A 25,367-nucleotide genomic window follows, 5' to 3' on the forward strand; every position below is an offset into this window, starting at 1 on the left:
GCATTCCGGGAGGGTGATGACAAACGCGTCGCGTCGACACGTGGTCTGACGGTGCGTCCGCCAGGAGGTCAGGAGACCCGCTGCCCCTTCCCCAGGGCGATCACCCCGCCCCTGGAGACGGTGTACAGCTCGGCGTCCCGCTCCGGGTTGACGCCGATGGTCGCGCCGGGCGGAACCTCGACGTTCTTGTCCAGGACGGCCCCTCGGACCACCGCGCCCCGGCCGATGCGCACGTTGTCGTGCAGCACCGAGCCCTGCACGACCGCGCCCGGGTCGACCCGTACGCCCGGGGACAGCACGGACCGGCTGACCTGACCGCGGATCAGGCAGCCCGCGCTGATGATGGACTCGCTCGCGATGCCGCCCGCGTTGAAACGGGCCGGGGAGAGCTGGTTGGAGTGGGTGTAGATGGGCCACTGGCGGTTGTAGAGGTTGAAGGCGGGCCGCTCGGCGATCAGGTCCATGTGGGCCTCGTGGTAGGCGTCCAGGGTGCCGACGTCCCGCCAGTAGCCCTGGTCGCGGGTGGTCTCGCCGGGCACGTGGTTGTCGCTGAAGTCGTACAGCTGCGCCTCGCCGCGGCCGGTCAGCTGGGGCAGGATCGAGCCGCCCATGTCGTGCACGGACTGCCCGTCCTCGGCATCGCGTTGCAGCGCCTCGATGAGGGCCTTGGTGGTGAAGACGTAGTTGCCCATCGAGGCGAACACGCACTCGGGGTCGTCCTCGAGACCGGGCGGGTCGGCGGGCTTCTCCAGGAAGCGCTCGACGGTGAGGCCGTCCGAGCCGGGCGTGATCACCCCGAACGAGGAGGACTCCGCGCGCGGTACGCGGATGCCGGCCACCGTCACGCCCGCGCCGCCCTCGATGTGCTGCCGGAGCATCTGACGGGGGTCCATGCGGTAGACGTGGTCGGCGCCGAACACCGCCACGTACTCGGGCTGTTCGTCGTACACGAGGTTCAGGGACTGCAGGATGGCGTCGGCGCTGCCCAGGTACCAGCGCGGGCCGAGGCGCTGCTGGGCCGGGACCGGGGTGACGTAGTTGCCGAGCAGGCTGGACATCCGCCAGGTGGTGGTGATGTGCCGGTCCAGCGAGTGGGACTTGTACTGGGTCAGCACGCAGATGCGCAGGACGTCGGCGTTGACGAGGTTGGACAGGACGAAGTCGACGAGCCGGTACGTGCCGCCGAAGGTGACCGCCGGTTTGGCGCGGTCCGCGGTCAGGGGCATCAGGCGTTTGCCCTCTCCGCCCGCCAGAACGATTCCGAGCACCGAAGGCCCACCACGACGCATGGCCGCTCCCCTCACCCTGGTTGAACCATGGCTGCCCCGAGCAGACCGGACTAAGCCTGCTTGAGGATCTCCTCGTACAGCCCGGCGGTGCGCCGGGCCACGGCGTCCCAGTCGAACTCGCCGACCGCGCGCTCCCGTCCGGCCGCCCCCATCCGCCGGGCCGTCTCCCGGTCGCCGAGGACGGCGTCCAGCGCCCGCGCGAGGCCCTCCTCGAAGTCGTCGTCCACGTCGACGAGGAGGCCCGTCCTGCCGTCCTCGACGACCTCGGGGATACCGCCGACCCGGGAGGCCACCACGGGCGTGCCGCACGCCATCGCCTCCAGGTTGACGATGCCCAGGGGCTCGTACACCGACGGGCAGACGAACACGGCCGCGTGGGTGAGGAGTTGGATCACGTCCGCGCGCGGCAGCATCTGCGGGATCCAGAACACGCCCTCGCGGACCCGGCTCAGCTCCTCGTAGAGCACCCGGAACTCTCGGTCGATCTCCGGGGTGTCGGGCGCTCCCGCGCACAGCACGACCTGCGCGCGCGGGTCGATGTCCCGTACCGCGCGCAGCAGATGGGGCACACCCTTCTGGCGGGTGATCCGGCCGACGAACAGAACGTAGGGGCGGGCGGGGTCGAGGCCCGTCCGGGTGAGGGCGTCGGTGCCGCGGCCCGGCCGGTACAGGGTCGTGTCGATGCCGTTGTGCACGACGTGGACCTTCGCCGGGTCCAGCGCCGGATAGCAGGCGAGGATGTCCTCCCGCATCGCCCCCGATACGGCGATCACCGCGTCCGCGGCCTCGATCGCGGTGCGCTCGGCGAGGCTCGACAGCGCGTATCCGCCGCCCAGTTGCTCGGCCTTCCAGGGGCGCAGGGGCTCCAGCGAGTGGGCGGTCACCACGTGCGGGATTCCGTACAGGAGCTTGGCGAAGTGGCCGGCGAGATGGGCGTACCACGTGTGGGAGTGGACGAGGTCGCGGCCTTCGAGAGCGGCCGCGATGGACAGGTCCACGGAGAAGGTGCGCAGCGCGTCGTTGGAGCCGTCGAGGACGGACCAGGGGCGGTGGCGTACGACGCCGACGCCTCGGCCCTCGCCCCAGCAGTGCACCTCCAGGTCCACCAGGGAGGTCAGCTCCCGGGCGAGGAACTCCACATGGACGCCCGCGCCGCCGTACACGTCCGGGGGGTACTCCCGGGTCAGCAGTCCCACACGCACCCGACAACCCCCTTGTACCGGCGGCAGGTTCCCTTCATGGTCACCCAGATGCGGCGTGCGGGGAAGAGCGCGGCGGCCGGGTGAAGCAGCAGTCGCCGCAGACTCCGCCGCCGGGGACGCGGTAGTACAGGCAGCAGCTGCGGCGGCGGAAGGCCGTGCCGGTGCGGGTGCCGGTGGTGCGCAGGAGGGGGTGGGCGAAGAGTTCGTCCGTGAGGGTGCGGGCCCGGTCCGCCACTTCGGTACGGCCCGTCGCGCGCGCCCAGCGGTCGAGTTCGCGGGCCGCGCCGGCCAGCGCCGAGCCCGCGTTGCCCCACAGCAGGCCGGCCGCGATGCCGTAGCGGGCCCTCAGGGCTTCCCCTAGGGGTTCGAGGTTGCCGTGCAGCACGGTGTCCGCGAGCGTGGCCGCGTCCCCGGGCAGTGGGCGCACCTCGGTCAGCCACAGGTCCTCCGGCGCGGTGGCGGCGGCGTCCCAGCGCAGCAGCCGGGGGTCCAGGTCGGGCACCCGGCCGTAGACGGCCGCGCAGGCCAGGGCCGCCGACCACAGGCGGGCGGCGAGGCCCTGATGGCTGATGGAGGCGGAAACCCGCAGCTCAGGAGTGCGCAGGCGGTCCGCGACGGTGGCGACGCGGTAAGTCAGCGCATTCCGGGAAACATCCGATGCCGCCGTTTCGCAGGTCTCCGCGAGGGTCGGCAGGGCTGCCGGAGCCGGGCCTGCCGCGGCTGCGGTCGTCCGCAGGACGAAGAAGCCGCCGAGCGGGCGGAGCGCGGCGAGATCGGGATCGAGGTGCACGACAAGCACTAGTACCAGGCTCCGTCGTGGCCCGGGAACCGGGGTCTCCACCCGCGGACACCCCTCTTGGGGATGATCGGGCGGGTGGTGTACTCCATCGGCAGTAGGACCCATTGCGTGCTCAGGTACGACGACGGGAAGGGTCCGGGCGGGCAGAGTGTTCGCATGACCGCCGACCGTACGCCGCACCGGGCCCACGGGTCCCGCCGCACGCAGAGGAGTTGCCGATGAGCGCCCTCGCGTTGTCCGTGCTGCTGTCGTTCGTCTCCGCCGTCGCGTACGCGGGCGGGGCCATCGTGCAGGAGCAGGTCGCGGTGTCCTGCCCCGACGAGTCGTACCTGCCGCTGCGCCGGTTCGGCTGGTGGGCGGGGCTGGCGCTGAACGGCCTCGGCGGCATGCTGCACGTCGTGGCCCTCGCCTACGGCCCGCTCAGCCTGGTGCAGCCGCTGGGCGCGCTGACCATCGTCTTCGCCCTGCCCATGGCGGCGCTGTTCGTCGGCCGCAAGGCCGGGGCCACCGCCTGGCGAGGCGCGATCATGGCCACGGTGGGCCTCGCCGGCCTGCTCTCCCTGGTCGGCTCGTCCGACGCGCACTCCCTCGACGCGGCCCAGCGGGTGGGCGTCGCTCTCGTCACCGGCGGGGCGGTCGTGGCGCTGATGATCGCGGGCCGGGCCGCGCACCGGCACCCGGCCGTGCGCAGCGTGCTGCTCGCCACCGGCTCCGGCATAGCCTTCGGCATGTCGTCGGTGTTCACCAAGACCGTCGCGGTCGACTGGGACAGCGGGATCAGCCTCGGCGAGCTGCCCTCCCTCGCGGTCATCGGCGTGTTCGCGGCCGCCGGCGTCCTGCTCTCCCAGGCCTCCTACCGGGGCGGTGGCCTCGCCGCACCGCTGGCCACCCTGACGGTGGTCAACCCGGTGCTGGCCGCCGCGGTCGGCATCCTGATGTTCGGCGAGACGTTCCGCTACGGCACCACGGGGACCGTGCTCGCGCTGGGCTGCGGCGTGGTGGCCGGGGGCGGCCTGATCCTGCTGACGACGGAGCGGCTGGAGCACACTCCGGCTCCGCTGCCGGTGCCGGAGACCGCGTCCGGCGGTGCCGCAGAGGTGGCCGTGGCCCTGCCCCGGCAGCGTGCCGAGCTGGAGCTGGACGAGGGGGTCGAGGAGGCCCTGGACGAGCCCGCGCCGGACGACGTGGTCGTGCCGGACGGACTCGGCCCGCAGGACGCGGTCGTACCGGAAGGGATCGCGCTGGAGGACGCGGTCGTGCCGGACGGCCTTGCTCTGGAGGACCGACGCGGCACGGACGGCTTCGGCCTGGACAACTGCCTTGGGGACGTGTTCGCATCGGCCCCCGACGGCAGCAGCCGCGGGGCGGAGGAAGACGGCGGCTCACCGGCCGCCGTCCACATCCTCCCGATGCCCTACCTTCCGCTGTCCACGAGCTTCCATGTGGTGCTGCCGGTCCCGGACCGGCAGCATGCGCGGGTCAGATCCTGACGCCGCCGGCCCGGAGAAAGGCGACCGGGTCGATGTCCGTACCGAAGCCGGGCCCCGTCCGCACCTCGAAGTGCAGATGCGGGCCCGTGACGTTTCCGGTGGCCCCGGACCGGCCGATGCGCTGGCCCGTGGACACGTTCTGCCCCACGCGCGCGGAGATGGCCGACAGGTGCCCGTACTGGGTGTAGCGCCCGTCGGCGTGCCGGATCACCACCTGATAGCCGTAGGAACCGCCCCAGCCCGCGGCCACCACCTGCCCGGCCGCCGCCGCCTTGACGGAGGTGCCGGTCGGCACGAGGAAGTCGACCCCGGTGTGGTAGCCCTTCGACCAGTGCGACCCCGCCACGTGGTAGCCGGTGCCGATGGCAGCGGTCACCGGGGCGACGAGCGAGTGGACGCCGGTGGACGGGTGGTGCGTGGAGGTCTTCTTCTCCGAAGGGGCCTTCTTTTCCGAAGGAGTCTTCTTCTTCGGCGGCTTGGCCTTGGTGCCGGTGTGCCCGGTGTGCGTGTCGGACGGCGGCGAGGCCGTGGTACGCAGGCTGAGCCGCTGGCCCGGCAGTATGAGGTCGGGATCGGCGCCGATCGTGGTGCGGTTGCCCTCGTACAGCCGCCGCCAGCCGCCCTGGACGTGGCGTTCGCCGGCGATGCCGGAGAGCGTGTCACCGTGCACGACCGTGTACATCTCGGCCCTGCCCGCGCGGGACTGCGGGGTGGTCTGGGGCTGCACGTCCCGCACGGAAGTCGCCTTGACCGGGCGGGTCGCGGCGCTGTCGGTGTGCACTTCGGGCGCGCCGCCGCCCCGGGACAGCCCGGCCCGTACCGAGCACACCGGCCAGGCGCCGGGCCCCTGCCCGTCGAGGACCTTCTCGGCGACGGCCATCTGCTGGTCCCTGGAGGCGAGGTCGGCGCGCGGCGCGTACCGGGTACCGCCGTAGGCCTCCCAGGTGGACTGGGTGAACTGCAGCCCGCCGTAGTAGCCGTTGCCGGTGTTGATGCTCCAGTTGCCGCTGGATTCGCAGGCGGCCACCTTGTTCCAGGTGGAGGCGTCGGCCGCGTCGGCGCTGCCCGCGGCGACCAGCGGGATCGCGAGGCCGGCGCCGCTCGCCGTGACGGTGAGTGAGGCGCGGTTGATCCTGTTCGGCTGGTACCGGCGATGCCGGCCGCGTACGGCCATGTCCGAAATCCCCTCGACATGCGTCAGGAGCGGCAAAAGTAAGCGCCGCGAACAGGCCATGACAAGACGGCAAATCAGCCTCCCGTGCCTCCCAAGTGGCCGGTAACGGGCCTTCCTTGGCGGGATCGGCGGTGCGTGCCGGGTCGCGCTGAGGCGAGCGGCGCCTTCCGTGCGTACTCAGACGTGGCGGGTCGGATGTGCGCTCGCCGTAGCGGCACGTCAGGATGGGCGAGGGCCCGTACTGACGGAGCCGTAGTCACGAGGCAGCTAGGGAGCAGGCGGTATGAGCACTTCAGCGCAGATCGGCGTCACGGGGCTCGCGGTCATGGGCCGCAACCTCGCCCGGAACTTCGCGCGCAACGGCTACACGGTCGCCGTGCACAACCGTACGGTGTCACGGACGCAGGCGCTGGTGGAGGAGTTCGGGCACGAGGGGGACTTCATCGGGGCCGAGACCGCCAAGGAGTTCGTGGCGGCCCTGGAGCGCCCGCGCCGGCTGGTCATCATGGTCAAGGCCGGTGGGCCGACGGACGCGGTGATCCAGGAGTTCGCACCGCTGCTGGAGCCCGGCGACATGATCATCGACGGTGGCAACGCGCACTTCGCGGACACCCGGCGCCGGGAGCGGGAACTGCGCGAGCAGGGCATCCACTTCGTCGGCACGGGCATCTCGGGCGGCGAGGAGGGCGCACTGCACGGGCCGAGCATCATGCCGGGCGGTTCGACGGAGTCGTACCAGTCCCTGGGCCCGATGCTGGAGAAGATCTCCGCGAAGGCGGCCGACGGCGCGCCGTGCGTGACGCACGTGGGCCCCGACGGCGCCGGTCACTTCGTGAAGATGGTGCACAACGGCATCGAGTACGCCGACATGCAGCTGATCGGCGAGGCGTACCAGCTGCTGCGGGACGTCGCCGGGTACTCCCCCGCGCAGATCGCGGACATCTTCCGCACGTGGAACACCGGGCGGCTTGATTCCTACCTGATCGAGATCACGGCCGAGGTGCTGTCCCATGTGGACGCGGCGACCGGCAAGCCGTTCGTGGACGTGGTGGTCGACCAGGCCGAGCAGAAGGGCACCGGCCGCTGGACGGTGCAGATCGCGCTGGACCTGGGTGTGCCGGTGTCGGGCATCGCCGAGGCCGTCTTCGCCCGGTCACTGTCCGGGCACGCGGCGCTGCGGGCCGCTTCAGGGGGCCTGGCCGGGCCGAAGCCGTCCGCTCTGAGCGGGGCGGAGGCGGCCGCGTTCGCCGACCGGGTGGAGCAGGCGCTGTACGCCTCGAAGATCGTGTCGTACACGCAGGGCTTCCACGAGATCGCCGCGGGCAGTGAGGAGTACGGCTGGGACATCGACCTCGGTGCCGTCTCCGCGATCTGGCGCGGCGGCTGCATCATCCGGGCCGCCTTCCTCGACCGCATCCGCGCCGCGTACGACGCCCGCGCCGATCTGCCGAGCCTGCTGTCGGACGAGACGTTCGCGCAGGAGATCGCCGCTGCGCAGGACGACTGGCGCGAGGTGCTGGTCGCGGCGACCCGGCAAGGGGTGCCGACGCCGGGCTTCGCGGCGGCGCTCGCGTACTACGACGCGTTGCGTGCGGAGCGCCTGCCGGCGGCTTTGACGCAGGGGCAGCGGGACTTCTTCGGGGCGCACACGTATCGGCGGGTGGACCGGGAAGGGGCGTTCCACACGTTGTGGGGTGGGGATCGGGCGGAGGTCTCTGCCTAGGGGTGCGGTCTGTGCGCCTGATGGGGCGGGAGGAGCGGTTGTGTCGCGCGTGCGGGTCTCGTGTGGCTGATCGCGCAGTTCCCCGCGCCCCTTCGGGGGCGCTGGTCCCCGCTCGGTGTTTTCAGGTGAGGGGTGGGCCAGGTTCCGGGTTCGGTACGGGCTCCGGGCCCGGGGGGATCGGGGAGGGTGAGGGTTCCGGTGGGGGTGGACCGGGGGGTGCCGGGGGCGGGATGGGTTCCGGGGGCGGGATGGGTTCCGGGCCCGGGCCCGGTTCGGGGGGTGGGACCGGGGTGGGGTAGGGGTCCGGTGGGGTCGGGCCCGGGGGCGGTCCCGGTGAGACGGGGTCGGGGTACGGGCTGGTCATGGGTGTCCTCCGGGCAGTCGCTGGACGTCGCCTCTGGACTACTCCCCCACCTACCCGGCACCCGCTCGGCCACTCACCCGAGGACGGCCCGGAGCGGGCCCGGGTGGCTGAGCCGGGCGGCTGGAAGGCGCCCGTGTCCGGCGTACGTAACCCTCCGTGTCGCCTGCCGTGAAGTGCTCCCAGGCGCCGTCGGTCAGCAGGGCGCGAGCGGGAACGGGGCGGGCGTCCCGGCGGGCCTCCTCCTCGATCAGGTCGGCGGTGGGGCCGAGGGGTGCCCTCCAGGGCGGCGAGCACGGTGAGACGCGGCCACGTGGGCGGGCCGCACATCGGCCTCGGCGGGCATGGCCCCCGCGACGGCGCCGGCGGTCGAGCAGGTGCAGAGCACGGCCCGCGCCCCGGCGTCCGCGGCGCGCGCGAGCGCGTGCCTTACGTCGTCGGGGTCCGCGTGGGGACCGTGCAGCAGAGCGAGCACGGCCGGGCCGAGGTCCGTCCGTCGTGGGGCGGGTTCAGAACTTTCCGGGATGCGCCCGCAGCCAGTCCTTGGCGGCCGCGAGCAGCTCCGGGTCGGCCGGCGGGGCCGCCTCGGGGTGGCGTTCGGCCCACTTGACGACGTACGGGCACAGCGGGGCGACGGGGATGCCCTCGCGCTCGGCGACGGCGTACAGCTCGCGGGCCAGGGAGCCGGCGATGCCCTTGCCCTCGTGGGCGGGCTCCACGACGGTGTGGACCGGGACCAGGGCGCGCGCGGGCGATTCGAGGACGAAGTACTCGATGTGGCCGACGACTTCGCCGTCGCCGAGCGCCTCCAGACGGCCCGCCGCCCGGTCGTCACGGATCTCGATGTCGCTCATGGCCACGCACGCTCCTGGTCGTCGTCCGCCGGTCAGGCCGTTGCGGCCTGCGGGCTGCGCTCCTGGTCCGAGCCGGGCACCGGCTCGGACGGGTCGGCACCGAGGGCCACGATCCGGTTGGCAGCGTCGACGTGCACGACCCGCGGCCTGAGCGCCCGCGCCTCGGCGTCGGTGACCTGAGCGTAGCTGATGATGATCACCAGGTCTCCGGGATGCACGAGGTGGGCGGCCGCCCCGTTGATCCCGACGACCCCGGACCCGCGTTCGCCTTCGATGACGTACGTCTCCAGGCGGGCGCCGTTGGTGATGTCCACGATGTGCACGAGCTCGCCGGGAAGCAGGTCGGCGGCATCCAGCAGGTCGGCGTCGATGGTCACGGATCCCACGTAGTGCAGGTCGGCCTGGGTGACGGTGGCGCGGTGGATCTTGGACTTGAACATGGTACGGAACACGGAGAGACTCCCGATTCGTCTGCTCCCTGCCTGCTCTTGCAGGTCAAGGGCGGTCTCGGCAGATTACAGCGATTCGCCTGTCCGGTCAGCTCCCGACGGGTGTCCAAGGACTCACACTGCGATGGGTCAGGACCGCGATGTCCGAGCCGAAACCGACCACCAGCCGCCCGTCCGGCGCTACCGCCAGTCCCCTGATACCGGCAGGAAAGGCGTACGCGCCGATCTGCTGCCCTGTGGTTGCGTCCCACACCCGCGGCCGACGAGGTGCGCGCGGCCGGGGGGGCACGGCGCTTGCGCCGGTGGCGGACGTGGCCGACCCCGGCGCGGTGGGGGCGCTGGGGCCTGCCTCGTCTTCTCACCCCGCCGGCAAAGGCGCCGGGCGGATGCCGGGGCGGAACTTCGGGACGCGTACCGTGATCTTCGTGCCGGCGCCCACTCCGGTCTCGATGACCAGGCCGTGGTCGTCGCCGTAGACCTGGCGCAGTCGCATGTCCACGTTGCTCAGGCCGATGCCGGCCGAGGGGCCGCCCCTGCCGCGCAGGATGTCGCGCAGACGTTGCGGGTCCATGCCGACGCCGTCGTCCTCGATGACGACCCGGGCCTCGGTGCCCTCGTCCTCGGCGATAATCGTGATGCGCCCGCGGTCCGCCGACTCCTCGAGGCCGTGTTTGAGGGCGTTCTCCACGAGGGGTTGCAGGCAGAGGAACGGGAGGGTGACGGGCAGCACCTCGGGGGCGATCCGCAAGGTCACTTCGAGGCGTCTGCCGAAGCGGGCGCGGGCGAGTTCGAGGTACTGCTCGATGGAGCGCAGTTCCTCGGCCAGGGTGGTGAAGTCGCCGCCCCGGCGGAACGAGTAGCGGGTGAAGTCGGCGAATTCCAGGAGGAGTTCACGGGCCCGCTCGGGGTCGGTGCGGACGAACGAGGCGATGCTGGCGAGTGAGTTGTAGACGAAGTGCGGGGAGATCTGGGCGCGCAGGGCCCTGATCTCGGCCTCGATCACGCCGGAGCGGGCCCGGTCGAGGTCGACGAGTTCCAGCTGCACGGAGACCCAGCGGGCCACTTCCTCGGCGGCCCGGACCATGACCGCGGACTCCGCGTCGCCGAACGCGGCGAGCGTGCCGGGAACCCGGCCGTCGACGCCGAGCGGTGCCACGACCCCCCAGCGCACCGGACAGGTGTCGTTGCCGCAGGACAGCGCGAAGGTCTGGGTGCGGCCGGCGCGGACGGCCTGCGCGAGCTGTGCCTCGGCCTCCTCACGGTGGTGGTCGCCGACGCCGTCCCAGGCAAGCACGGACTCCTCGTCGGTGAGGGCGAGGGCGACCGTGCCGAGCAGCGGACGCAGCCGTTTGGCCGCCTTGCGGGCCGTGTCGGGGGTGAGGCCCGCGCGCAGGGGCGGTGCGGCGAGCGAGGCCGTGTGCAGGGTGTGGAACGTGGCCCGTTCGACGGGGGTGCCGGGGCCGGCCGGGTTCTCCTGCTGGCGGCGCGCGCCGGCATGGCCGAGGGCGGCGCCGAGGGCGAACAGTGCGAGACCGGCGAGGGCGAGGACGACGGTGCCGAGTGCGGTCATGCGGGCTGTTCCGGGTGGGTGTCGGGCACGGGGGGGGCTCCTCGGTCACGGTGTGGCCGGTCCGGGGTGGCCGGTCAGCGCCTCGGGCAGATGGAGCCGGGCCATGGTGGCGGCGGCGCTCGCGGGGACGCGGTCGCGGGTGGCCAGGGAGATCAGCACCATCGCGGCGAAACCCACGGGTACCGACCACAGGGCGGGCCAGGCCAGCAGGGTGTGCAGCCAGCCGGAGCCGGCCCCGCCGGCGATGGTCACCGTCACGGCGGTCAGCGCGGAGCCGCCGCCGAGGAGCAGTCCGGCGACCGCGCCGGGCGGGGTCAGGCCGCGCCACCAGATGCCGAGGACGAGCAGCGGGCAGAACGAGGAGGCGGACACGGCGAAGGCGAGGCCGACCGCGTCGGCCACAGGAAGGTCGCTGACCACGGCGTTGGCGGCGGTCGGCACGGCGATCGCCGGCAGCGTCGCCAGGCGGAAGTGCCGGATCCCGAGGGTAGGCAGCACGTCCTGGGCGAGCACGCCGGCCACGGACATGGTGAGCCCGGAGACGGTGGACAGGAACGCCGCACAGGCGCCGCCCGCGACGAGGGCACCGAGCAGGTCGCCGCCCACTCCGCCGATCAGCCGCTGCGGCAGGACGAGGACCGCCGCGTCGGTGTCGCCGGTCAGCAGCAGGTCGGGCGCGTAGAGCCGGCCGAGCACGCCGTAGAGGGGGATCAGCAGGTAGAAGGCGCCGAGCAGGCCGAGGACGACGAGGGTGGTGCGGCGGGCGGCGCGGCCGTCGGGGTTGGTGTAGAAGCGGACCACCACGTGCGGCAGGCCCATGGTGCCGAGGAAGGTGGCGAGGATCAGCCCGTAGGTGGTGTACAGGCCGTGCTGTTCGCGGCCGGCCGACAGCGGATTCGTCCCGCTCGACGGGGCCGTACCGGCGCCTCCTGTGCCGGGCAGGGGCACGCGGGCGCCGGACGGGAAGCGCAGGACGGTGCCGGCCCCGATCCGGTGGGTGCCCGCGTCGAGGGTGAGCGGTCCGCCGTGCCGGGCCCGTCCGTCGACGGTACCGGTCACGGTGATGCGTACCGGTTCCTCCACGGTGAGGGTCAGGGGTCCGTCGAGGCGCACCTGGGTGGAGCGCTGGAAGACGGGCCGTTCGTCCCAGACCGGGGCGGGGGTGTGGTCGGAGCGCCAGGCGAGCAGCAGGAACACGGCGGGCACCAGCAGGGCGGTGAGCTTCAGCCAGTACTGGAACGCCTGGACGAAGGTGATGCTGCGCATGCCTCCGGCGGCCACCGCCACGGTCACCACCGCCGCGACGACCAGGCCGCCGAGCCAGCCGGGCGCACCGGTGAGCAGCCGGATGGTCAGTCCGGCGCCACGCAGCTGGGGCAGCAGATACAGCCAGCCGACGCCGACGACGAGGATGCTCGCGATCCGCCTCACGGCCCGGGACTCCAGGCGTGCCTCGGCGAAGTCCGGCAGGGTGTAGGCGCCCGAGCGGCGCAGCGGGGCGGCGACGAAGGCCAGCAGGACCAGGAATCCCGCGGTGTAGCCGATCGGGAACCACAGCATGTCGGAGCCCTGGGCGAGGACGAGTCCGGCGACACCGAGGAAGGACGCGGCGGACAGGTACTCGCCGCTCACGGCGAACGCGTTGAGCCGTGGGGGGACGCTGCGCGAGGCGACGTAGAAGTCGGAGGTGGTCCGGGAGATGCGCAGGCCCAGCGCGCCGACGAGCACCGTGGCGAGGACCACGGCCGACACGCCGGCGATGGAGTACGTCTGGTTCAACGCGCGGTCACGTCACCCTCGTTGCGCTCGGCACGGCGGACGTACCAGGCGCCCGTGCACAGCAGGGCCGGATACGGTGCCACGCCCAGCACGAGCCAGACGGCGAGCGGGACGCTCGGCCCGGCCCCCGCGAGCGGCAGCAGCCGCAGGAGTACGGGGAGCAGGCCCAGCGAGGCCACGAGCAGGGCGGTCGCCGTGAGAGCGGCGCGCATCTGACGGCGCATCAGTGCGGTGACGGCAGTGTCGTCGGCCGGGGCGGCCGGGCCGGTGCCGGGCGGGTTCGCCGGGCGGGGCAGGGGAAGGCCGCCGCGCTCGGTGCGGGGCCGTGCGGTGACCACCTCCCTGCGCGGACCGGGTTCCGCACCCATGAGCACTCCCCGAGGCAGCGGTGATCACCTTGTTGCGGCGAGTGTACGCAGCACGTCGGCGGTGAGGTAGACGCCGGGCGAGGTTCCGCACAGCCTCGACACGGCCGGTGCGGTCGCCTTCGGGTGGCTGCCGTGTCACCGGGTTCTGCCGAGGGCGCTCTGGGCCAGCAGGTCCCGCAGCTCCCGGGCGTTGCGGCGGCTCACGGCGAGGATCCGGTCGCCGATCCGGACCGTCATGTTGCCGCCGTCCAGGCGCAGTTCCTCGATGCGGCCGAGGGCCACCAGACGGCTGCGGTGGATGCGCACGAACCCGCGGGAGCGCCACTGCTCCTCCAGCGTGGACAGCGGGATCCGCACCAGGTGGCTGCCGTGCGGGGTGTGCAGGCGCGCGTAGTCGCCCTGCGCCTCGACGTAGGTGATGTCGGCGATGGAGACGAACCGGGTCACCCCGCCCAGTTCCACGGGGACCTGGTCGCCCAGGGCGCCCGCCGGGCCCTGTCCGGCCCGGGTCAGCTCGGCGACGCGCCGTACGGCCTCCGCGAAGCGTTCTCTGCGCAGGGGCTTGAGCAGGTAGTCCACCGCCTTGAGGTCGAACGCCCGCAGCGCGAAGTCCTCGTGGGCGGTGACGAAGACGATCAGCGGCGGGGCCGCGAAGCCGCCGAGCAGCTCCGCGAGGGCCAGGCCGCCGAGGCCGGGCATGTTGATGTCGAGGAAGACCACGTCGACGGCCTCGGCCCCGTCCGGCCCGGCCGCCATGGCCCCCTCGAGCCTGCGCAGCGCCTCGGTGGCGTCCAGGGCAGGCACGACGGTGCCGACCCGCGGGTCCTCGCCCAGGAGGTACAGCAGCTCTGCGAGCGCGGGTTCCTCGTCGTCCACCGCCAGTGCGCGCAGCATCTCCCGCATCTCCTCGTCTCTGCTTCCGTACGGACACCGACACCCACGTGGCAGCATCCTCGGCCCAAGGACCGCGCCCGTCGAGACGTCGCTCAGTCCGGCAGCCGCATCCGTACCCGCTCCCCCGGCCCGATCCGTACCACCCGGTCCGGCAGCCGGATGTCGATGGGGCCGCGGCCGGAGGAGGCCGGCATGGCGGCCTCCAGCTGGCCGGAGCGCAGGCGCAGGTGTACGCCCCAGTGGCCCTGGTAGCGCAGGGAGAAGCCGTAGGAGGAGAGTTCCGGGAGCGGGACCGGGTCGAGCCACAGCAGCCCGTCGCGGGTCTCCAGGCCGGTGAGGCAGCGCTGGACGAGGTCGAGGGTGCCGGCCATGGCGCCGAGGTGGATGCCCTCGCCGGTGGTGCCGCCCTGCACATCGGCGATGTCGCCGCGCAGGGCCTCCTGGACGAAGGCCCAGGCGTCGGTGCGGCGGGCGCGGGCCAGGATCCAGCCGTGGACCAGGCCGCTGAGGGTGGAGCCGTGCGTGGTGCGGTGCAGGTAGTAGTCGACCGTCGCCGCCCACGTCTCGTCGTCGAGCCGGTGGCCCAACTGTGCGAAGAGCTCCCGGAGTTCGGCCGGCGAGAACAGGTAGCCGAGCATCAGGACGTCGGCCTGCTTGGACGCCTGGTAGCGGTTGACCGTGTCGCCCTCCGCCTCCAGGATCCGGTCCAGGCGCCGGATGTCCTCGTACCGCCCCCGGTAGCCGTCCCAGTCCAGCTCGGCGAGGTCGCCGTAGCCCTCGAACTGGCTGATCACGCCCTCGTGGAAGGGCACGTGCAGGGTGCGGGAGACCTCCTCCCAGCGGGCGAGTTCGTCCTGCTCCAGGCCCGTGCGTTCGGTGACCTCACGGCGGCGCGGCTCGGGCAGCGCGGTCAGCAGCTCCAGGGCGCGGGTGAGCACCCAGGCGGCGGTGACGTTTGTGTACGCGTTGTCGTCCAGGCCGGGTTCGAGCGCGTCGGGGTAGGCGTCGTGGTATTCGTCGGGGCCGACCACGCCCCGGATGCGGTGCCGGCCGAGGTGGTCGTCGTAGACGGCCGAGTCGGCCCAGAAGCGGGCGATCTCGAGGAACATCTCGGCGCCCTCCGTCTGCAGGAAGTCGGTGTCCCCGCTGGCCTCGCAGTACCGCCACACGTTGTACGCCACCGCCGAGCCGACGTGCCGCTGCAGCCGGGAGTGGTCCGCCAGCCAGCGTCCCGAGCGCGGGTTGAGGTGCAGTTCCTGGGTCTCCTCGCGTCCGTCGCTGCCGCTCTGCCACGGGTAGAGCGCACCGCGCCGGCCGGTTTCGCGGGCCGCGTGGCAGGCCGTGTCCAGGCGCCGGTGGCGGTAGTGCAGCAGGGCGCGGGAGACCTCGGGCAGATGGAGGTTGAGGTAGGGCAGGACGAACAGCTCGTCCCAGAAGACGTGCCCGCGGTACGCCTCGCCGTGCAGTCCGCGCGCGGGGACGCCGACGTCGAGGTCGGCCGTGTGCGGGGAGAGGGTCTGCAGCACATGGAAGAGGTGCAGGCGCAGGATGCGGCCCGGTTCGCCGGGGACGTCGAGTTCGGCCCGCCGCCACAGCTGCTCCCAGGCCGTGGTGTGCGAGGCGAGCAGTTCGTCGAACCCGGGCGCGGCGGCGACCCGGTCGAGGGCGGCGCACAGCGGGTCGCTGATGGCCGGGTCGTGGGAGGTGTGCAGGGCGACGGTCTTGTCGACGGTGACCGTGCGCCCGGGTGCCAGCGCGAGCCGCAGCCGCTGTACGGCCCGCCACTCCTGCGCCGTGTCCGACACCGGCGGGGCGGCGGCCAGCCGGGAGGCGAGCCCGACGACGATGTCCGAGGTGCGGGTACGGCAGCGCAGCCACACCGTGCCGGGTACGGCGCCGCCCGCCTCGACGTCGGTGAGGTGGCGGCCGTCCAGGTCCCGGTAGCGGGCCACGCCCGCGTTGGTGACGCTCCCGTCGAGCGCGGCCTCGACCTCCAGCTCGCCGGTGAAGTCCTCGGCGGTGAAGTCGGTGCGCAGGGCGGCGAGATGGGGATCGGCCATGTGGACGAGACAGAGCTGGCGGACGAGGAGCGTGCCGCGCGCGCCGAGGCGGAAGCGGGTCCGGCGCTCCAGCACGCCCGGATCGAGGTGGAGGACCTGGCGGTGCTCGGTGACCGGGGCGGTGTCGGGGGTGAGCCGGCCTTGGCCCGGGAGGCCGAAGCGCAGCGGCAGCCAGTTGGGGAGGTTGACCATGTCCTCGTTCTCGACCCGGCGCCCGTCGACCTGTGAGGTGAGCCGGTCGTAGCAGCCGGCCACATAGGTGCCCGGGTAGTGCACGTCGTCGGCCGCGCACTCGGGCAGTGCCCCTCGGGTGGCCAGGTAGCCGTTGCCGAGGGTGCACAGGGACTCCCTGAGGCGTTGCTGTGCGGGCTGGTAGCCCTCGTACTCCCAGGTCAGGCCCGTCACGTCGGCGATCCCCTTCCGCGCGGTTCCATGGGATCGGTGCGGCCCTCACCTCTCGGACAGCAGACCGCCGAGGATCCGGTCCGGGGTGAGCGGCAGCTCGCGGAAGCGGATCCCGGTGGCGTGGTGGACGGCGTTGCCGATCGCGGCGGCGGTGCCGACGATGCCGATCTCGCCGATGCCCTTGCTGCCCATGGGGTTGAGATGGGGGTCGTCCTCCTGGATCCAGTCTGCCTCGATGTCGGGCACGTCGGCGTGGGCGGGCACGTGGTAGGAGGCGAGATCGGTCTCGGTGAAGTCGCCGAACGGGAGGTCCATCGTGCTGCCCTCGGTGAGGGCCATGCCCAGGCCCATGGTCATGCCGCCGACGAACTGGGAGCGTGCGGTACGGGCGTTGAGGATCCGTCCGGCGGCGTAGACGCCGAGCAGCCGGCGGACCCGGGTCTCGCCGGTGACGGTGTCGACGGCGACCTCGGCGAAGTGGGCGCCGAAGGCGTACCGGGCGTAGGGGCTGTCGGTGTCGGCCTCACCGGTGGTGTCGGCGCGGACGGTGAGGCCCTCGGCGGGCAGCGGGCCGGTGTGCGCGGCGAGGCGGGCGGCCAGGCCGGTGCACGCCTCGTGCACGGCCCAGCCCCAGGAGGCGGTGCCCGAGGAGCCGCCCGCCAGCGGCGCCGGGGGCAGGTCGCTGCGGCCCACCTCGGTGCGCACCCGGTCGAGGGGCACGGCGAGCGCGTCGGCGGCGATCTGGGCGAGGACGGTACGGGCGCCGGTGCCGATGTCGGCCGCGTTGACCCGGACGACGAAGGTGCCGTCCGGCAGGGCCTGCGCGGTGGCGGTGGACGGGGAGACCTGGACGGGGTAGGTCGCGGCGGCCACGCCGGTGCCCAGGAGGAGCGGGCCCTCTGCGCGGGAGCAGGGGAGCGGGTCGCGTCGGTCCCAGTCGAAGCGGCGGGCACCCTCGCGCAGGCACGCGACGAGGTTCCTGCTGCTGAACGGCTTGCCGCTGTCCGGTTCGCGGTCCGGTTCGTTGCGGATCCGCAGCTCCACCGGGTCCATGGCGAGGGCGTGGGCGAGTTCGTCCACGGCGGACTCCAGGGCGTACATGCCGGGCGCCTCCCCGGGCGCGCGCATCCAGGACGGGCCGGGGACGTCGAGCGGCACCACCCGGTGGGTGCTGCGCAGGTGCTCGGTGGCGTACATGACGCGGGCGGGCACCCCGGCCAGTTCCACGAAGTCCCTGACGCGGGAGGTGTACGTGGTCACCTCGTGCAGCAGTGCGGTGAGACGGCCGTCCGCCCTCGCGCCGAGGCGCAGCCGGTGCCGGGTGGGGGCGCGGTGGCCGACGGTGGTGGGCAGCTGGCGGCGGGGGTGGGCGAGGGTGACGGGCCGGCCGGTGCGGCGGGCCGCCATGGCCGCGAGGACGAGGTCGGGGCGGGGGGTGCCCTTGGCGCCGAAGCCGCCGCCGACGTGCTCGGCGACGACCGTGATCCGGTCCTCGGGCAGCTCGAACAGCTCCGCGAGCACGGTGCGGACGGTCGTACCGCCTTGGCTGGAGGTGTACACCGTGAGCCGGTCGCCGTCCCAGTCCGCGGTGGTCGCGTGCGGCTCCATGGGGTGGTTGTGCAGGGGCGGGACCCGGTAGTCGACGTCCACCCGGACGTCGGCGGCGGCGAAGGCGGCCTCCGGGTCGCCGTGCTCGACCTGGCCCGGCACGCCGAAGTCGGTCTCCTCCGGCTCGTAGGCGTCCGGATGGTCCGGGCGCAGTTCCACGTCGTGGGCCTCGGTGTCGTAGGTGACCCGGACCGCCCGGGCGGCGGCGCGGGCGGCCTCCGGGGTGTCGGCGACGGCCAGGGCGACGCACCAGCCGCGGTGCGGCACGTCCGGGCTCTGCAGGACGGCGAGGGTGGCGTCGTCGGGTGCGGCGAGGCGGGGCGCGTCGTCGGGGGTGAGGACGGCGAGGACGCCGGGCAGGGCGAGGGCGGCCGCGGTGTCCACGGCCCGGACCCGGCCACGGGCCACCGCGGCGGGCACGGGCCAGGCATGGGCACGGCCGGGCAGCGGGTACTCGGCGGCGTAGCGGGCGGCCCCGGTGACCTTCTGCAGCCCCTCACGACGCCCGACGGGAGCGCCGAGGGCAGCGCCGGTACGGGGCACGGGGTCGTCCTGCTGCGGGTTGGCGGCGCGGGCCGGGGTGCCTTCCCGCGGGGGGCCGGAGCGCGTGGTGGCGGCCTCCGTCGGCAAGCCGCCACCGGCCGTCGAGTCGCCCCGCGGCAGACCGCTGCCGACCGTCGAGTCGCCCCGTGGCAGACCGCTGCCGTCCGTCGAGTCGCCCCGCCACAGGCCACCACGGGATACCAGCTCCTCCTGTGACAGGCCGATACGGGTCACCGAGTCCTCCTGCGGCAGGCCACCACCGGCCACCGTCTCCCCCTGCCACAGGCCACTGCCATCCATCAGATCGCCCCGCGACAAACCACCACCAGCCACCGGATCCTCCCGTGGCAGGCCACCACCGGCCACCGTCTCCCCCTGCCACAGGCCACTGCCATCCATCAGATCGCCCCGCGACAAACCACCACCAGCCACCGGATCCTCCCGTGGCAAACCACCACAGGCCACGGGGTCCTCCCGTGGCAAGCCACCACCGGCCACCGTCTCCCCCAGCGGCAAGCCACTACCAGCCATCAGATCGCCCCGCGACAAGCCACCGCGGGCCACCGGGTCCCCCTGTGACGGGCCGCTGCGGGTCATCGGGGCCTCCTGAGGCGGGTGGGCCGGTTTGGGATGGTCATAGCGTTGCGGGGGTCGGGGTGAGGCGGTTCAGGACGTCCAGGGCGAGATTGCGAGCGAGGGGCACCTTGTAGGTGTTGTCGCGCAAGGGCTCGGCGCGTTCGAGTTCGAGTGCCACGGCGCCTTCGAAGGCGGCGGGGGTCGCGGCGGCGCCCAGCAGGGCCGTCTCCGTGTGATGGGCCCGCCAGGGGCGGTGGGCGAGGCCGCCGAAGGCGAGCGCGATCCGGTCGACGACGCCGTCCGCGACGTGGAGCACGACGGCCACGGAAGCCAGTGCGAAGGCGTACGACGCCCGGTCGCGGGCCTTGCGATAGGCGGACGGAACGCCGGCCGCGGCGGCCGGGAGCAGCACGCCGGTGATCAGCTCGCCGGGGCGGATCTCGGTGTCCCGCTCCGGGTGCTCTCCGGGCAGCCGGTGGAAGTCGGCCGCCGGGATGCAGCGGGTGCCCTCGGTGCCGTACAGCTCGACCCGCGCGTCGAGGGCGGCCAGGGCCACGGCCAGGTCGGAGGGGTTGGTGGCGATGCAGTGCACGGAGTGGCCGAAGACCGCGTGGTCGCGGTGGACTCCCTGCAGGGCCCCGCAGCCGCTGCCCGGCTCGCGCTTGTTGCAGGGTTTGTCAAGGTCCTGGAAGTAGGGGCAGCGGGTGCGCTGGAGCAGGTTGCCGCCGGTCGTGGCCGCGTTGCGCAGCTGGCCCGAGGCGCCTGCGAGGAGCGCCTGGGACAGCACCGGGTAGCGGTCGCGGACGAGCGGATGGGCGGCCAGGTCGCTGTTGCGGAGGGTCGCGCCGGCGCGCAGGGTGCCGTCCGGCAGCTCCTCGACCGTGTTCAGCGGCAGCCGGCCGATGTCGATCAGCACGGCGGGGCTCTCCACCCCGAGTTTCATCAGGTCGACCAGGTTGGTGCCGCCGGCGAGGTAGCGGGCGCCCGGGTGGGCGGCGAAGGCCTCGACGGCCTCCTGGACGCTGCCGGGTCTGAGGTATCCGAGGGCTTTCACCGGATCACGTCCTCGACGGCCTCCACGATGCGCGGATAGGCACCGCACCGGCACAGGTTTCCGCTGAGCCGCTCGCGGATCTCGGGCCGGTCCAGCGGGACGGGCCGGCCCGAGGGCGCCGCGGGGTCGGTGACGTGGGAGGGGTGACCGGCCGCGGCCTCGGCGATCATGCCGACGGCGGAGCAGATCTGCCCGGGGGTGCAGTAGCCGCACTGGAAGGCGTCACGGTCGAGGAAGGCCTGCTGGAGCGGGTGCGGCTCCTCGCCGTCGCCGATCAGGCCCTCGATGGTCGTGACCTCGCCGCCGTCGAGGGTGACGGCGAGCACCAGACAGCTGTTGAGGCGGCGCCCGCCGACGAGGACGGTGCAGGCGCCGCACTGACCGTGGTCGCAGCCCTTCTTGGACCCGGTGAGATCGAGGTCCTCGCGCAGCAGGTCCAGCAGGACGCGGCGGTGGTCGACGAGCAGGGTGTGGGGTTTCCCGTTCACCCGGAGGGTGATCTCCGAGTGCGGGTCGAGCTGGTTTTCGCTGGTCATGGCGGGGAGGGCCTTCCGGACGGGCCGTGCTGCCGTGCAGACCGCGTATCCAGTCCGCGTCGGCTCACACGTCCCGGCCGGGGCCGGTGCCCGTCGTGGTCAGGCCCTCCTGCTCACGGATAGCCGACGAGGTTCGCCACGTTTGTGGCCTGGTTCGAGGGTCCTCCCGTGTTGTTGACGACGTGACTGATGGTGCCGGTGCCGCCGAGGGAGACCGTCACCATGCTGGTGAAGCGGACGCCCGGGGTGTTCGGTGCCTCGATGGCGTGGGCCGCCGTCACGCTCGGATCGGCGTTGAAGTAGCAGTAGCTGCCCAGGCCGTAGGCCTGGTGGCCGGTGACGGAGTCGGCGACCTTGTAGGCGGCGTAGCCCTGGGTGGTGCCGTTCATCCAGGCGGACTGGCCGGGCGGGTCGTAGGGCATCTCGTTCTGGAAGAAGTAGGTGCGGCCGCCGTTGCCGTTCCAGAGCACCTGGTACTTCTGGAAGTGCTCCACGAACAGCCCGTACATCGTCACGTCGGCGCCATTGACGACGAGCCCGGTGTCGGCGGTGTTGCTGGTCCAGCCGACGCCGCTGCCGTGGTCGGCGCGCCAGATCCACAGGTGGTCGCCGATGACGTTGCTGCTGTTGACGACGATGCCGGTGCCTGCCTTGCCGACGTCCGCGCCGCCGATGCGGACGTAGACGTCGTGCAGGGAGGCCGGGTCGGTGGCGTGGGAGGCAAAGGAGCCGGCCGGCCCGACCTCGAGCAGCGTCTTCGAGCTGGTGGTGCCGGCGTCGAAGAGCAGGCCCGCGATCTTCACACCGTCGACGTCGGCGACGGTCATCGCGGTGATGCCGCCGTCCGGGACGAGGGTGGCGAGGCCGAGACCGAGCACGACGGTGTCGGGGCGGGTCACCTTCAGGGTCTGGTCCAGGTGGTAGACGCCCGGGGTGACCAGGAGGTTCTTGCCCGCGGCCAGCGCGGAGTTGATCTGGGACGCGGTCGCGCCGGGCTTGACCACGTAGAAGGTGTCCAAGGACAGCGAGCTGCCCGACGGGCTGCCGCCGGCCCAGCTGGTCGCCGTGGAGTCGGTCCGCACCGACGGCACGAACACCTGGTAGGCGCCGTTGCCGTCGACGTACAGGAACGGCTTCTCCCGGCTGACCGGGCTCCGTGCGACCGTGGTGTACGGGGGACGGGGGAAGCTGGTGTTCGGTACGCCCTGGCTGCCGACGAAGACCATGTTCCAGTTGGCGCCGGTCCAGCTGCCCAGCTGGGAGTTGCGGGTCAGCCACTGCTGCTGGCTGCCGGAGTTGACCTGCCCGTCGACCTTGCTGTCGGCCAGGTAGCCGCCGCTGGACCAGCCGCCGTCGTCCAGGGCGAGGTTGCCCCGCAGGTGCATCCGCCGGTACGGCGCCGCCTGCGAGACCGCCCAGCGGTCGCTGCCGCCCGCGGGGTTGACCGAGAGGTTCTCCGCGCCGCGCCAGAAGTTCTGCGTGGCGTTGCCCTGGAACCAGTCCGCCTCGGCGTGCACCGCGCCGCCCACGGAGACGGCGTCGGGGGTCAGGCCGAGGCCCGAAACCTGGGTGTAGAAGCCGACGTTGACATCGGCGCTGTAGGCGCCTGGCTTGAACAGCACGGCGTACCGCTGGGAGCCGAACTGGTTCGTCTCCTGCTGCTTGAAGACGGTGTCCAGCTTGCTCTGGATGGCCGAGGACGACATCGACGGGTCGAAGACGACGACGTTCGGGCCGAGGTCGGGAGTGCTCGTGGACTGGGTCACGGGGACCACCTGGAAGCGCTGGGCGGCGGTGCCGTTGCACGTGTACTGCACGAACTGCACGCTGTCCGCGAGCGAGGCGCCCGGATCGTCCAGGCACTTGCCGCTGCCCCGGTTCACGAAGTGGAAGGCGCCGCCGCCGTCGTCCACCGGCAGCCACTGCTGGTTGGCGCCGCCGCCGTAACTCCACAGGTGCACCGGTGCGTTGTCGGCGGTGGAGACGTCGGCGACGTCCACGACCTGCCCGGTGTCGCTGCCGTTGCCGATCCGGACATAGCCGTCACTGGTGGCGGCGAAGCTCCACTGCTGTGCCGTGGTGGTGTTGCAGGCGTACTGCTGCACGACGGTGCCGTTGGCGGTGCCGGCCGCCTTGGCGTCCAGGCATCTGCCGCTCGCGGCGTTCATGACGGTGGCGAAGCCGGTGGGCAGGGCAGAGGTCGTGGCATGCGCGGGAGCGGCGGTGAGCAGGGACGCGGCCGCCATGGCGACCAGTGCGACGGCCGTCGGTCTGCGACGGCGGGTGAGGGGAAGCACGGGTTCTCCTAGCGGACGGGGGTCAGCCGGTGTGGGCAGCGAAGACGCGGGGGTAGTCCGAGGCGGACTGCGGCTGTCGGCGGGGCCGCCGGTGCACGGGCGGTCGCGGTCGGCGGAACCTGCCCCCGGCGGCATCAAGGCACTTGCCGGTGGCGGCCTCGGCCGGGGCGGCGGTGAGCAGGCCGGTGGCGAGGGACAGGGTGGCGAGCGAGACGGCTGCGGACAGTGCTCTGGCCATGCGGGGCGGCCTTTCGCGTGGGGGGGGTGCCGGACGCAGGCCAACGTGGATGTGTCGATGGGGTGTTGAGTGCATCCGGAGTCTTTGATTAAGGCGTGAAGTTAAAGGTCCGGACCACTGGCGTCAAGGGGGTGGGCAGCAACCCGGCGGCGGCCTGGAGGCGGCCCACCCCTCCGTCTCAGGCCGTCGTCACCTCGTCGTCCCGCTGGGCGAACTGCGTGCGGTGCAGCTCCGCGTACCGTCCGCCCGCCGCGAGGAGTTCCTCGTGCGTGCCCCGTTCCACGATCCGGCCTGCCTCCACGACCAGGATCTGGTCGGCGGCCCGGACGGTGGACAGACGGTGGGCGATCACCACGGCGGTGCGGCCCTCCAGGGCCTCCGTGAGCGCCTCCTGGACGGCCGCCTCGGAGGTGTTGTCCAGGTGCGCGGTGGCCTCGTCGAGGATGACCACGCGCTGGCGGGCCAGCAGCAGCCGGGCGATGGTCATGCGCTGGCGTTCGCCGCCGGAGAGCCGGTAGCCGCGCTCGCCGACCACCGTGTCCAGGCCGTCGGGCAGGGACCGTACCACCTCGGCGAGGCGGGCGCGGCCGAGGGCGTCCCACAGCTCCTCGTCCGTGGCCGTGGGACGGGCCAGCAGCAGGTTGGCGCGGACCGTGTCGTGGAAGAGGTGGCCGTCCTGGGTGACCATGCCGAGGGTGGCCCGCAGGGCGGCCGCGGTCAGGTCGCGGACATCGGTCCCGCCCAGGCGGACGGCGCCGGCGTCGACGTCGTACAGGCGCGGCAGCAGCTGCGCGATGGTGGACTTGCCGGCGCCGGAGGAGCCGACGAGGGCGACGGTCTGGCCGGGTTCGGCGCGGAAGGAGATGCCGTGCAGCACCTCGGCGCCGCCGCGGGTGTCGAGGGCGGCGACCTCCTCCAGGGAGGCGAGGGAGACCTGGTCGGCGGACGGGTAGGCGAAGCGGACGTCGTCGAACTCGACCGCGACCGGGCCCTCGGGCACCTCTACGGCGTCCGGCTTCTCCTCGATGAGCGGCTTCAGGTCGAGCACCTCGAAGACCCGCTCGAAGCTGACCAGCGCGCTCATCACCTCCACGCGGGCGCCGGCGAGTGCGGTGAGCGGGGCGTAGAGCCGGGTCAGCAGCAGGGCGAGGGAGACGACCGCACCGGCCTCCAGGGTGCCGTGCAGGGCGAACCAGCCGCCGAGGCCGTAGACGAGGGCCAGGGCGAGGGCGGAGACCAGGGTGAGGGCGGTGATGAACACCGACTGCGCGGTCGCCGTGCGCACCCCGATGTCACGGACCCGGCGGGCGCGGGCCGCGAACTCCGCCGACTCCTCCTCCGGGCGGCCGAACAGCTTGACCAGGGTGGCGCCGGGCGCCGAGAAGCGCTCGGTCATCCGGGTGCCCATGGCCGCGTTCAGCGCCGCCGCCTCCCGCTGCATCCGGGCCATCCGGCTGCCCATGCGGCGGGCAGGCAGCACGAACACCGGCAGCAGCATCAGCGCGAGCAGGGTGATCTGCCAGGACAGGGTGAGCATGACCGCGAGGGTGAGCAGCAGGGTCACCAGGTTGGTCACCACACCCGAGAGCGTGTTGGCGAACGCCCGCTGGGCGCCGATCACGTCGTTGTTGAGACGGCTGACCAGCGCTCCCGTACGGGTACGTGTGAAGAACGCGACGGGCATGCGCTGCACATGATCGAACACAGCCGTGCGCAGGTCGAGAATGAGCCCCTCCCCGAGCGTCGCCGACAGGCGCCGCCCGAGGATGCCGAGCCCCGCCTCCGCAAGGGCGACGACCGCGATGAGCAGCGAGAGCCGCACGACCGTCCCGGAGTCGTGGCCCGCCACGATCGCGTCGACGACGCGGCCGGCGAGCACGGGCGTGGCCACGGCGAGCAGTGCGGTCACCACCCCGAGCAGCACGAAGCGGACGATGCCCGCGCGGTGCGGGCGGGCGAAGGCGGCGATACGGCGCAACGTGGCGCGGGCGAAGGGGCGGCGCTCCTGCTGCGCGGTCATCACGCTGTGCAGCTGCGTCCATGCGGTGGTCTCCATGCTCATGGGAGAGAACGTAAGACCTCAAGCTTCGTTGAGGTC

Annotated in this window: 19 protein-coding genes; 2 read left to right on the forward strand and 17 right to left on the reverse strand. The window is 72.9% G+C overall.

All coding sequences use genetic code 11. From position 1 onward, the window contains the following. Positions 1-68 precede the first annotated feature (68 nt). From glgC to AQI88_RS00975, 3 genes are read right to left on the reverse strand one after another with little or no spacing between them, the layout of a single operon-like run. Entirely contained in the window at positions 69-1,289 is a 1,221-nt protein-coding gene (glgC, locus tag AQI88_RS00965) for a glucose-1-phosphate adenylyltransferase (RefSeq protein ID WP_066990166.1), read from the reverse strand. Between the two features lie 50 nt (positions 1,290-1,339). After that, positions 1,340-2,491: a glycogen synthase gene (gene glgA / locus AQI88_RS00970; RefSeq protein WP_066990169.1), complete on the reverse strand. Its 1,152-nt coding sequence runs from the start codon at positions 2,489-2,491 to the stop codon at positions 1,340-1,342. Between the two features lie 40 nt (positions 2,492-2,531). Next, a complete protein-coding gene (locus AQI88_RS00975) occupies positions 2,532-3,281 on the reverse strand; it encodes a (2Fe-2S)-binding protein (protein WP_066991533.1) in 750 nt (249 codons plus the stop codon). Between the two features lie 227 nt (positions 3,282-3,508). Here AQI88_RS00975 and AQI88_RS00980 point away from each other — a divergent pair, with 227 nt between their 5' ends. Further along, complete coding sequence (locus AQI88_RS00980) at positions 3,509-4,780, forward strand: DMT family transporter (RefSeq protein WP_079057332.1); 1,272 nt, start codon at positions 3,509-3,511, stop codon at positions 4,778-4,780. On the opposite strand, the gene AQI88_RS00985 is transcribed toward AQI88_RS00980, so the two are convergent. Continuing rightward, positions 4,770-5,954 carry a transglycosylase family protein gene (locus tag AQI88_RS00985; RefSeq protein ID WP_066990172.1) on the reverse strand — a complete coding sequence of 395 codons (1,185 nt, stop codon included), beginning with the start codon at positions 5,952-5,954 and terminating at the stop codon, positions 4,770-4,772. The genes AQI88_RS00980 and AQI88_RS00985 overlap by 11 nt on opposite strands. A 283-nt stretch (positions 5,955-6,237) precedes the next feature. Here AQI88_RS00985 and gndA point away from each other — a divergent pair, with 283 nt between their 5' ends. Continuing rightward, the gene (gene gndA / locus AQI88_RS00990; RefSeq protein ID WP_066990175.1) at positions 6,238-7,677 is read left to right on the forward strand and encodes an NADP-dependent phosphogluconate dehydrogenase; all 1,440 of its coding nucleotides are present in this window, start codon (positions 6,238-6,240) and stop codon (positions 7,675-7,677) included. 870 nt (positions 7,678-8,547) lie between these two features. On the opposite strand, the gene AQI88_RS00995 is transcribed toward gndA, so the two are convergent. The 13 genes from AQI88_RS00995 to AQI88_RS01055 all read right to left on the reverse strand — a co-directional run bounded on the left by AQI88_RS00995 (position 8,548) and on the right by AQI88_RS01055 (position 25,325). Further along, positions 8,548-8,892 carry a GNAT family N-acetyltransferase gene (locus AQI88_RS00995; protein ID WP_066990178.1) on the reverse strand — a complete coding sequence of 115 codons (345 nt, stop codon included), beginning with the start codon at positions 8,890-8,892 and terminating at the stop codon, positions 8,548-8,550. A 32-nt stretch (positions 8,893-8,924) separates the two neighbouring features. Continuing rightward, positions 8,925-9,344, reverse strand: a complete 420-nt coding sequence (gene panD / locus AQI88_RS01000) for an aspartate 1-decarboxylase (RefSeq protein WP_066990181.1) — start codon at positions 9,342-9,344, stop codon at positions 8,925-8,927. A gap of 355 nt (positions 9,345-9,699) precedes the next feature. Further along, on the reverse strand, positions 9,700-10,911 hold the full coding sequence (locus tag AQI88_RS01005) for a sensor histidine kinase (protein WP_066990184.1): 1,212 nt from the start codon (positions 10,909-10,911) through the stop codon (positions 9,700-9,702). 45 nt (positions 10,912-10,956) lie between these two features. Then, complete coding sequence (locus AQI88_RS01010) at positions 10,957-12,690, reverse strand: sodium/solute symporter (protein WP_066990186.1); 1,734 nt, start codon at positions 12,688-12,690, stop codon at positions 10,957-10,959. Then, complete coding sequence (locus tag AQI88_RS01015; protein WP_066990191.1) at positions 12,687-13,058, reverse strand: hypothetical protein; 372 nt, start codon at positions 13,056-13,058, stop codon at positions 12,687-12,689. The genes AQI88_RS01010 and AQI88_RS01015 overlap by 4 nt, the downstream gene beginning before the upstream one ends. Before the next feature lie 135 nt (positions 13,059-13,193). Continuing rightward, entirely contained in the window at positions 13,194-13,952 is a 759-nt protein-coding gene (locus AQI88_RS01020) for a LytR/AlgR family response regulator transcription factor (protein WP_066991536.1), read from the reverse strand. 92 nt (positions 13,953-14,044) lie between these two features. Next, positions 14,045-16,417, reverse strand: coding sequence for a glycoside hydrolase family 65 protein (locus AQI88_RS01025; protein WP_066990194.1), 2,373 nt, complete (start codon positions 16,415-16,417; stop codon positions 14,045-14,047). Positions 16,418-16,462: 45 nt separating this feature from the next. Then, positions 16,463-18,868 (reverse strand): xanthine dehydrogenase family protein molybdopterin-binding subunit, encoded by a 2,406-nt coding sequence (locus tag AQI88_RS01030; protein ID WP_244184003.1) that lies wholly within the window; start codon positions 18,866-18,868, stop codon positions 16,463-16,465. Between the two features lie 334 nt (positions 18,869-19,202). Further along, positions 19,203-20,198, reverse strand: a complete 996-nt coding sequence (locus AQI88_RS01035) for an FAD binding domain-containing protein (RefSeq protein ID WP_066990197.1) — start codon at positions 20,196-20,198, stop codon at positions 19,203-19,205. Beyond that, the gene (locus AQI88_RS01040) at positions 20,195-20,734 is read right to left on the reverse strand and encodes a 2Fe-2S iron-sulfur cluster-binding protein (RefSeq protein WP_066990201.1); all 540 of its coding nucleotides are present in this window, start codon (positions 20,732-20,734) and stop codon (positions 20,195-20,197) included. Before AQI88_RS01040 ends, AQI88_RS01035 begins: the two co-directional genes overlap by 4 nt. A 113-nt stretch (positions 20,735-20,847) precedes the next feature. Then, positions 20,848-22,980, reverse strand: a complete 2,133-nt coding sequence (locus AQI88_RS01045; RefSeq protein WP_066991541.1) for an RICIN domain-containing protein — start codon at positions 22,978-22,980, stop codon at positions 20,848-20,850. 73 nt (positions 22,981-23,053) lie between these two features. Then, positions 23,054-23,269 carry a hypothetical protein gene (locus AQI88_RS46480; RefSeq protein ID WP_066990203.1) on the reverse strand — a complete coding sequence of 72 codons (216 nt, stop codon included), beginning with the start codon at positions 23,267-23,269 and terminating at the stop codon, positions 23,054-23,056. A 178-nt stretch (positions 23,270-23,447) separates the two neighbouring features. Then, complete coding sequence (locus AQI88_RS01055; protein WP_066990207.1) at positions 23,448-25,325, reverse strand: ABC transporter ATP-binding protein; 1,878 nt, start codon at positions 25,323-25,325, stop codon at positions 23,448-23,450. Positions 25,326-25,367 lie beyond the last annotated feature (42 nt).

Origin of the sequence: Streptomyces cellostaticus, from assembly GCF_001513965.1 — a bacterium.
In the GTDB taxonomy this organism is placed as follows: domain Bacteria; phylum Actinomycetota; class Actinomycetes; order Streptomycetales; family Streptomycetaceae; genus Streptomyces; species Streptomyces cellostaticus.

What these genes read in the sequence shown, in the direction of transcription:
- glgC (WP_066990166.1), bottom strand. Translation starts at nt 1,289, where the DNA reads ATGCGTCGTGGTGGGCCTTCGGTGCTCGGAATCGTTCTGGCGGGCGGA.
- AQI88_RS00980 (WP_079057332.1), top strand. Translation starts at nt 3,509, where the DNA reads ATGAGCGCCCTCGCGTTGTCCGTGCTGCTGTCGTTCGTCTCCGCCGTC.
- AQI88_RS00985 (WP_066990172.1), bottom strand. Translation starts at nt 5,954, where the DNA reads ATGGCCGTACGCGGCCGGCATCGCCGGTACCAGCCGAACAGGATCAAC.
- gndA (WP_066990175.1), top strand. Translation starts at nt 6,238, where the DNA reads ATGAGCACTTCAGCGCAGATCGGCGTCACGGGGCTCGCGGTCATGGGC.
- AQI88_RS00995 (WP_066990178.1), bottom strand. Translation starts at nt 8,892, where the DNA reads ATGAGCGACATCGAGATCCGTGACGACCGGGCGGCGGGCCGTCTGGAG.
- AQI88_RS01005 (WP_066990184.1), bottom strand. Translation starts at nt 10,911, where the DNA reads ATGACCGCACTCGGCACCGTCGTCCTCGCCCTCGCCGGTCTCGCACTG.
- AQI88_RS01015 (WP_066990191.1), bottom strand. Translation starts at nt 13,058, where the DNA reads ATGGGTGCGGAACCCGGTCCGCGCAGGGAGGTGGTCACCGCACGGCCC.
- AQI88_RS01020 (WP_066991536.1), bottom strand. Translation starts at nt 13,952, where the DNA reads ATGCTGCGCGCACTGGCGGTGGACGACGAGGAACCCGCGCTCGCAGAG.
- AQI88_RS01030 (WP_244184003.1), bottom strand. Translation starts at nt 18,868, where the DNA reads ATGGATGGCAGTGGCCTGTGGCAGGGGGAGACGGTGGCCGGTGGTGGC.
- AQI88_RS01040 (WP_066990201.1), bottom strand. Translation starts at nt 20,734, where the DNA reads ATGACCAGCGAAAACCAGCTCGACCCGCACTCGGAGATCACCCTCCGG.
- AQI88_RS01045 (WP_066991541.1), bottom strand. Translation starts at nt 22,980, where the DNA reads ATGGCGGCCGCGTCCCTGCTCACCGCCGCTCCCGCGCATGCCACGACC.
- AQI88_RS46480 (WP_066990203.1), bottom strand. Translation starts at nt 23,269, where the DNA reads ATGGCCAGAGCACTGTCCGCAGCCGTCTCGCTCGCCACCCTGTCCCTC.
- AQI88_RS01055 (WP_066990207.1), bottom strand. Translation starts at nt 25,325, where the DNA reads ATGGAGACCACCGCATGGACGCAGCTGCACAGCGTGATGACCGCGCAG.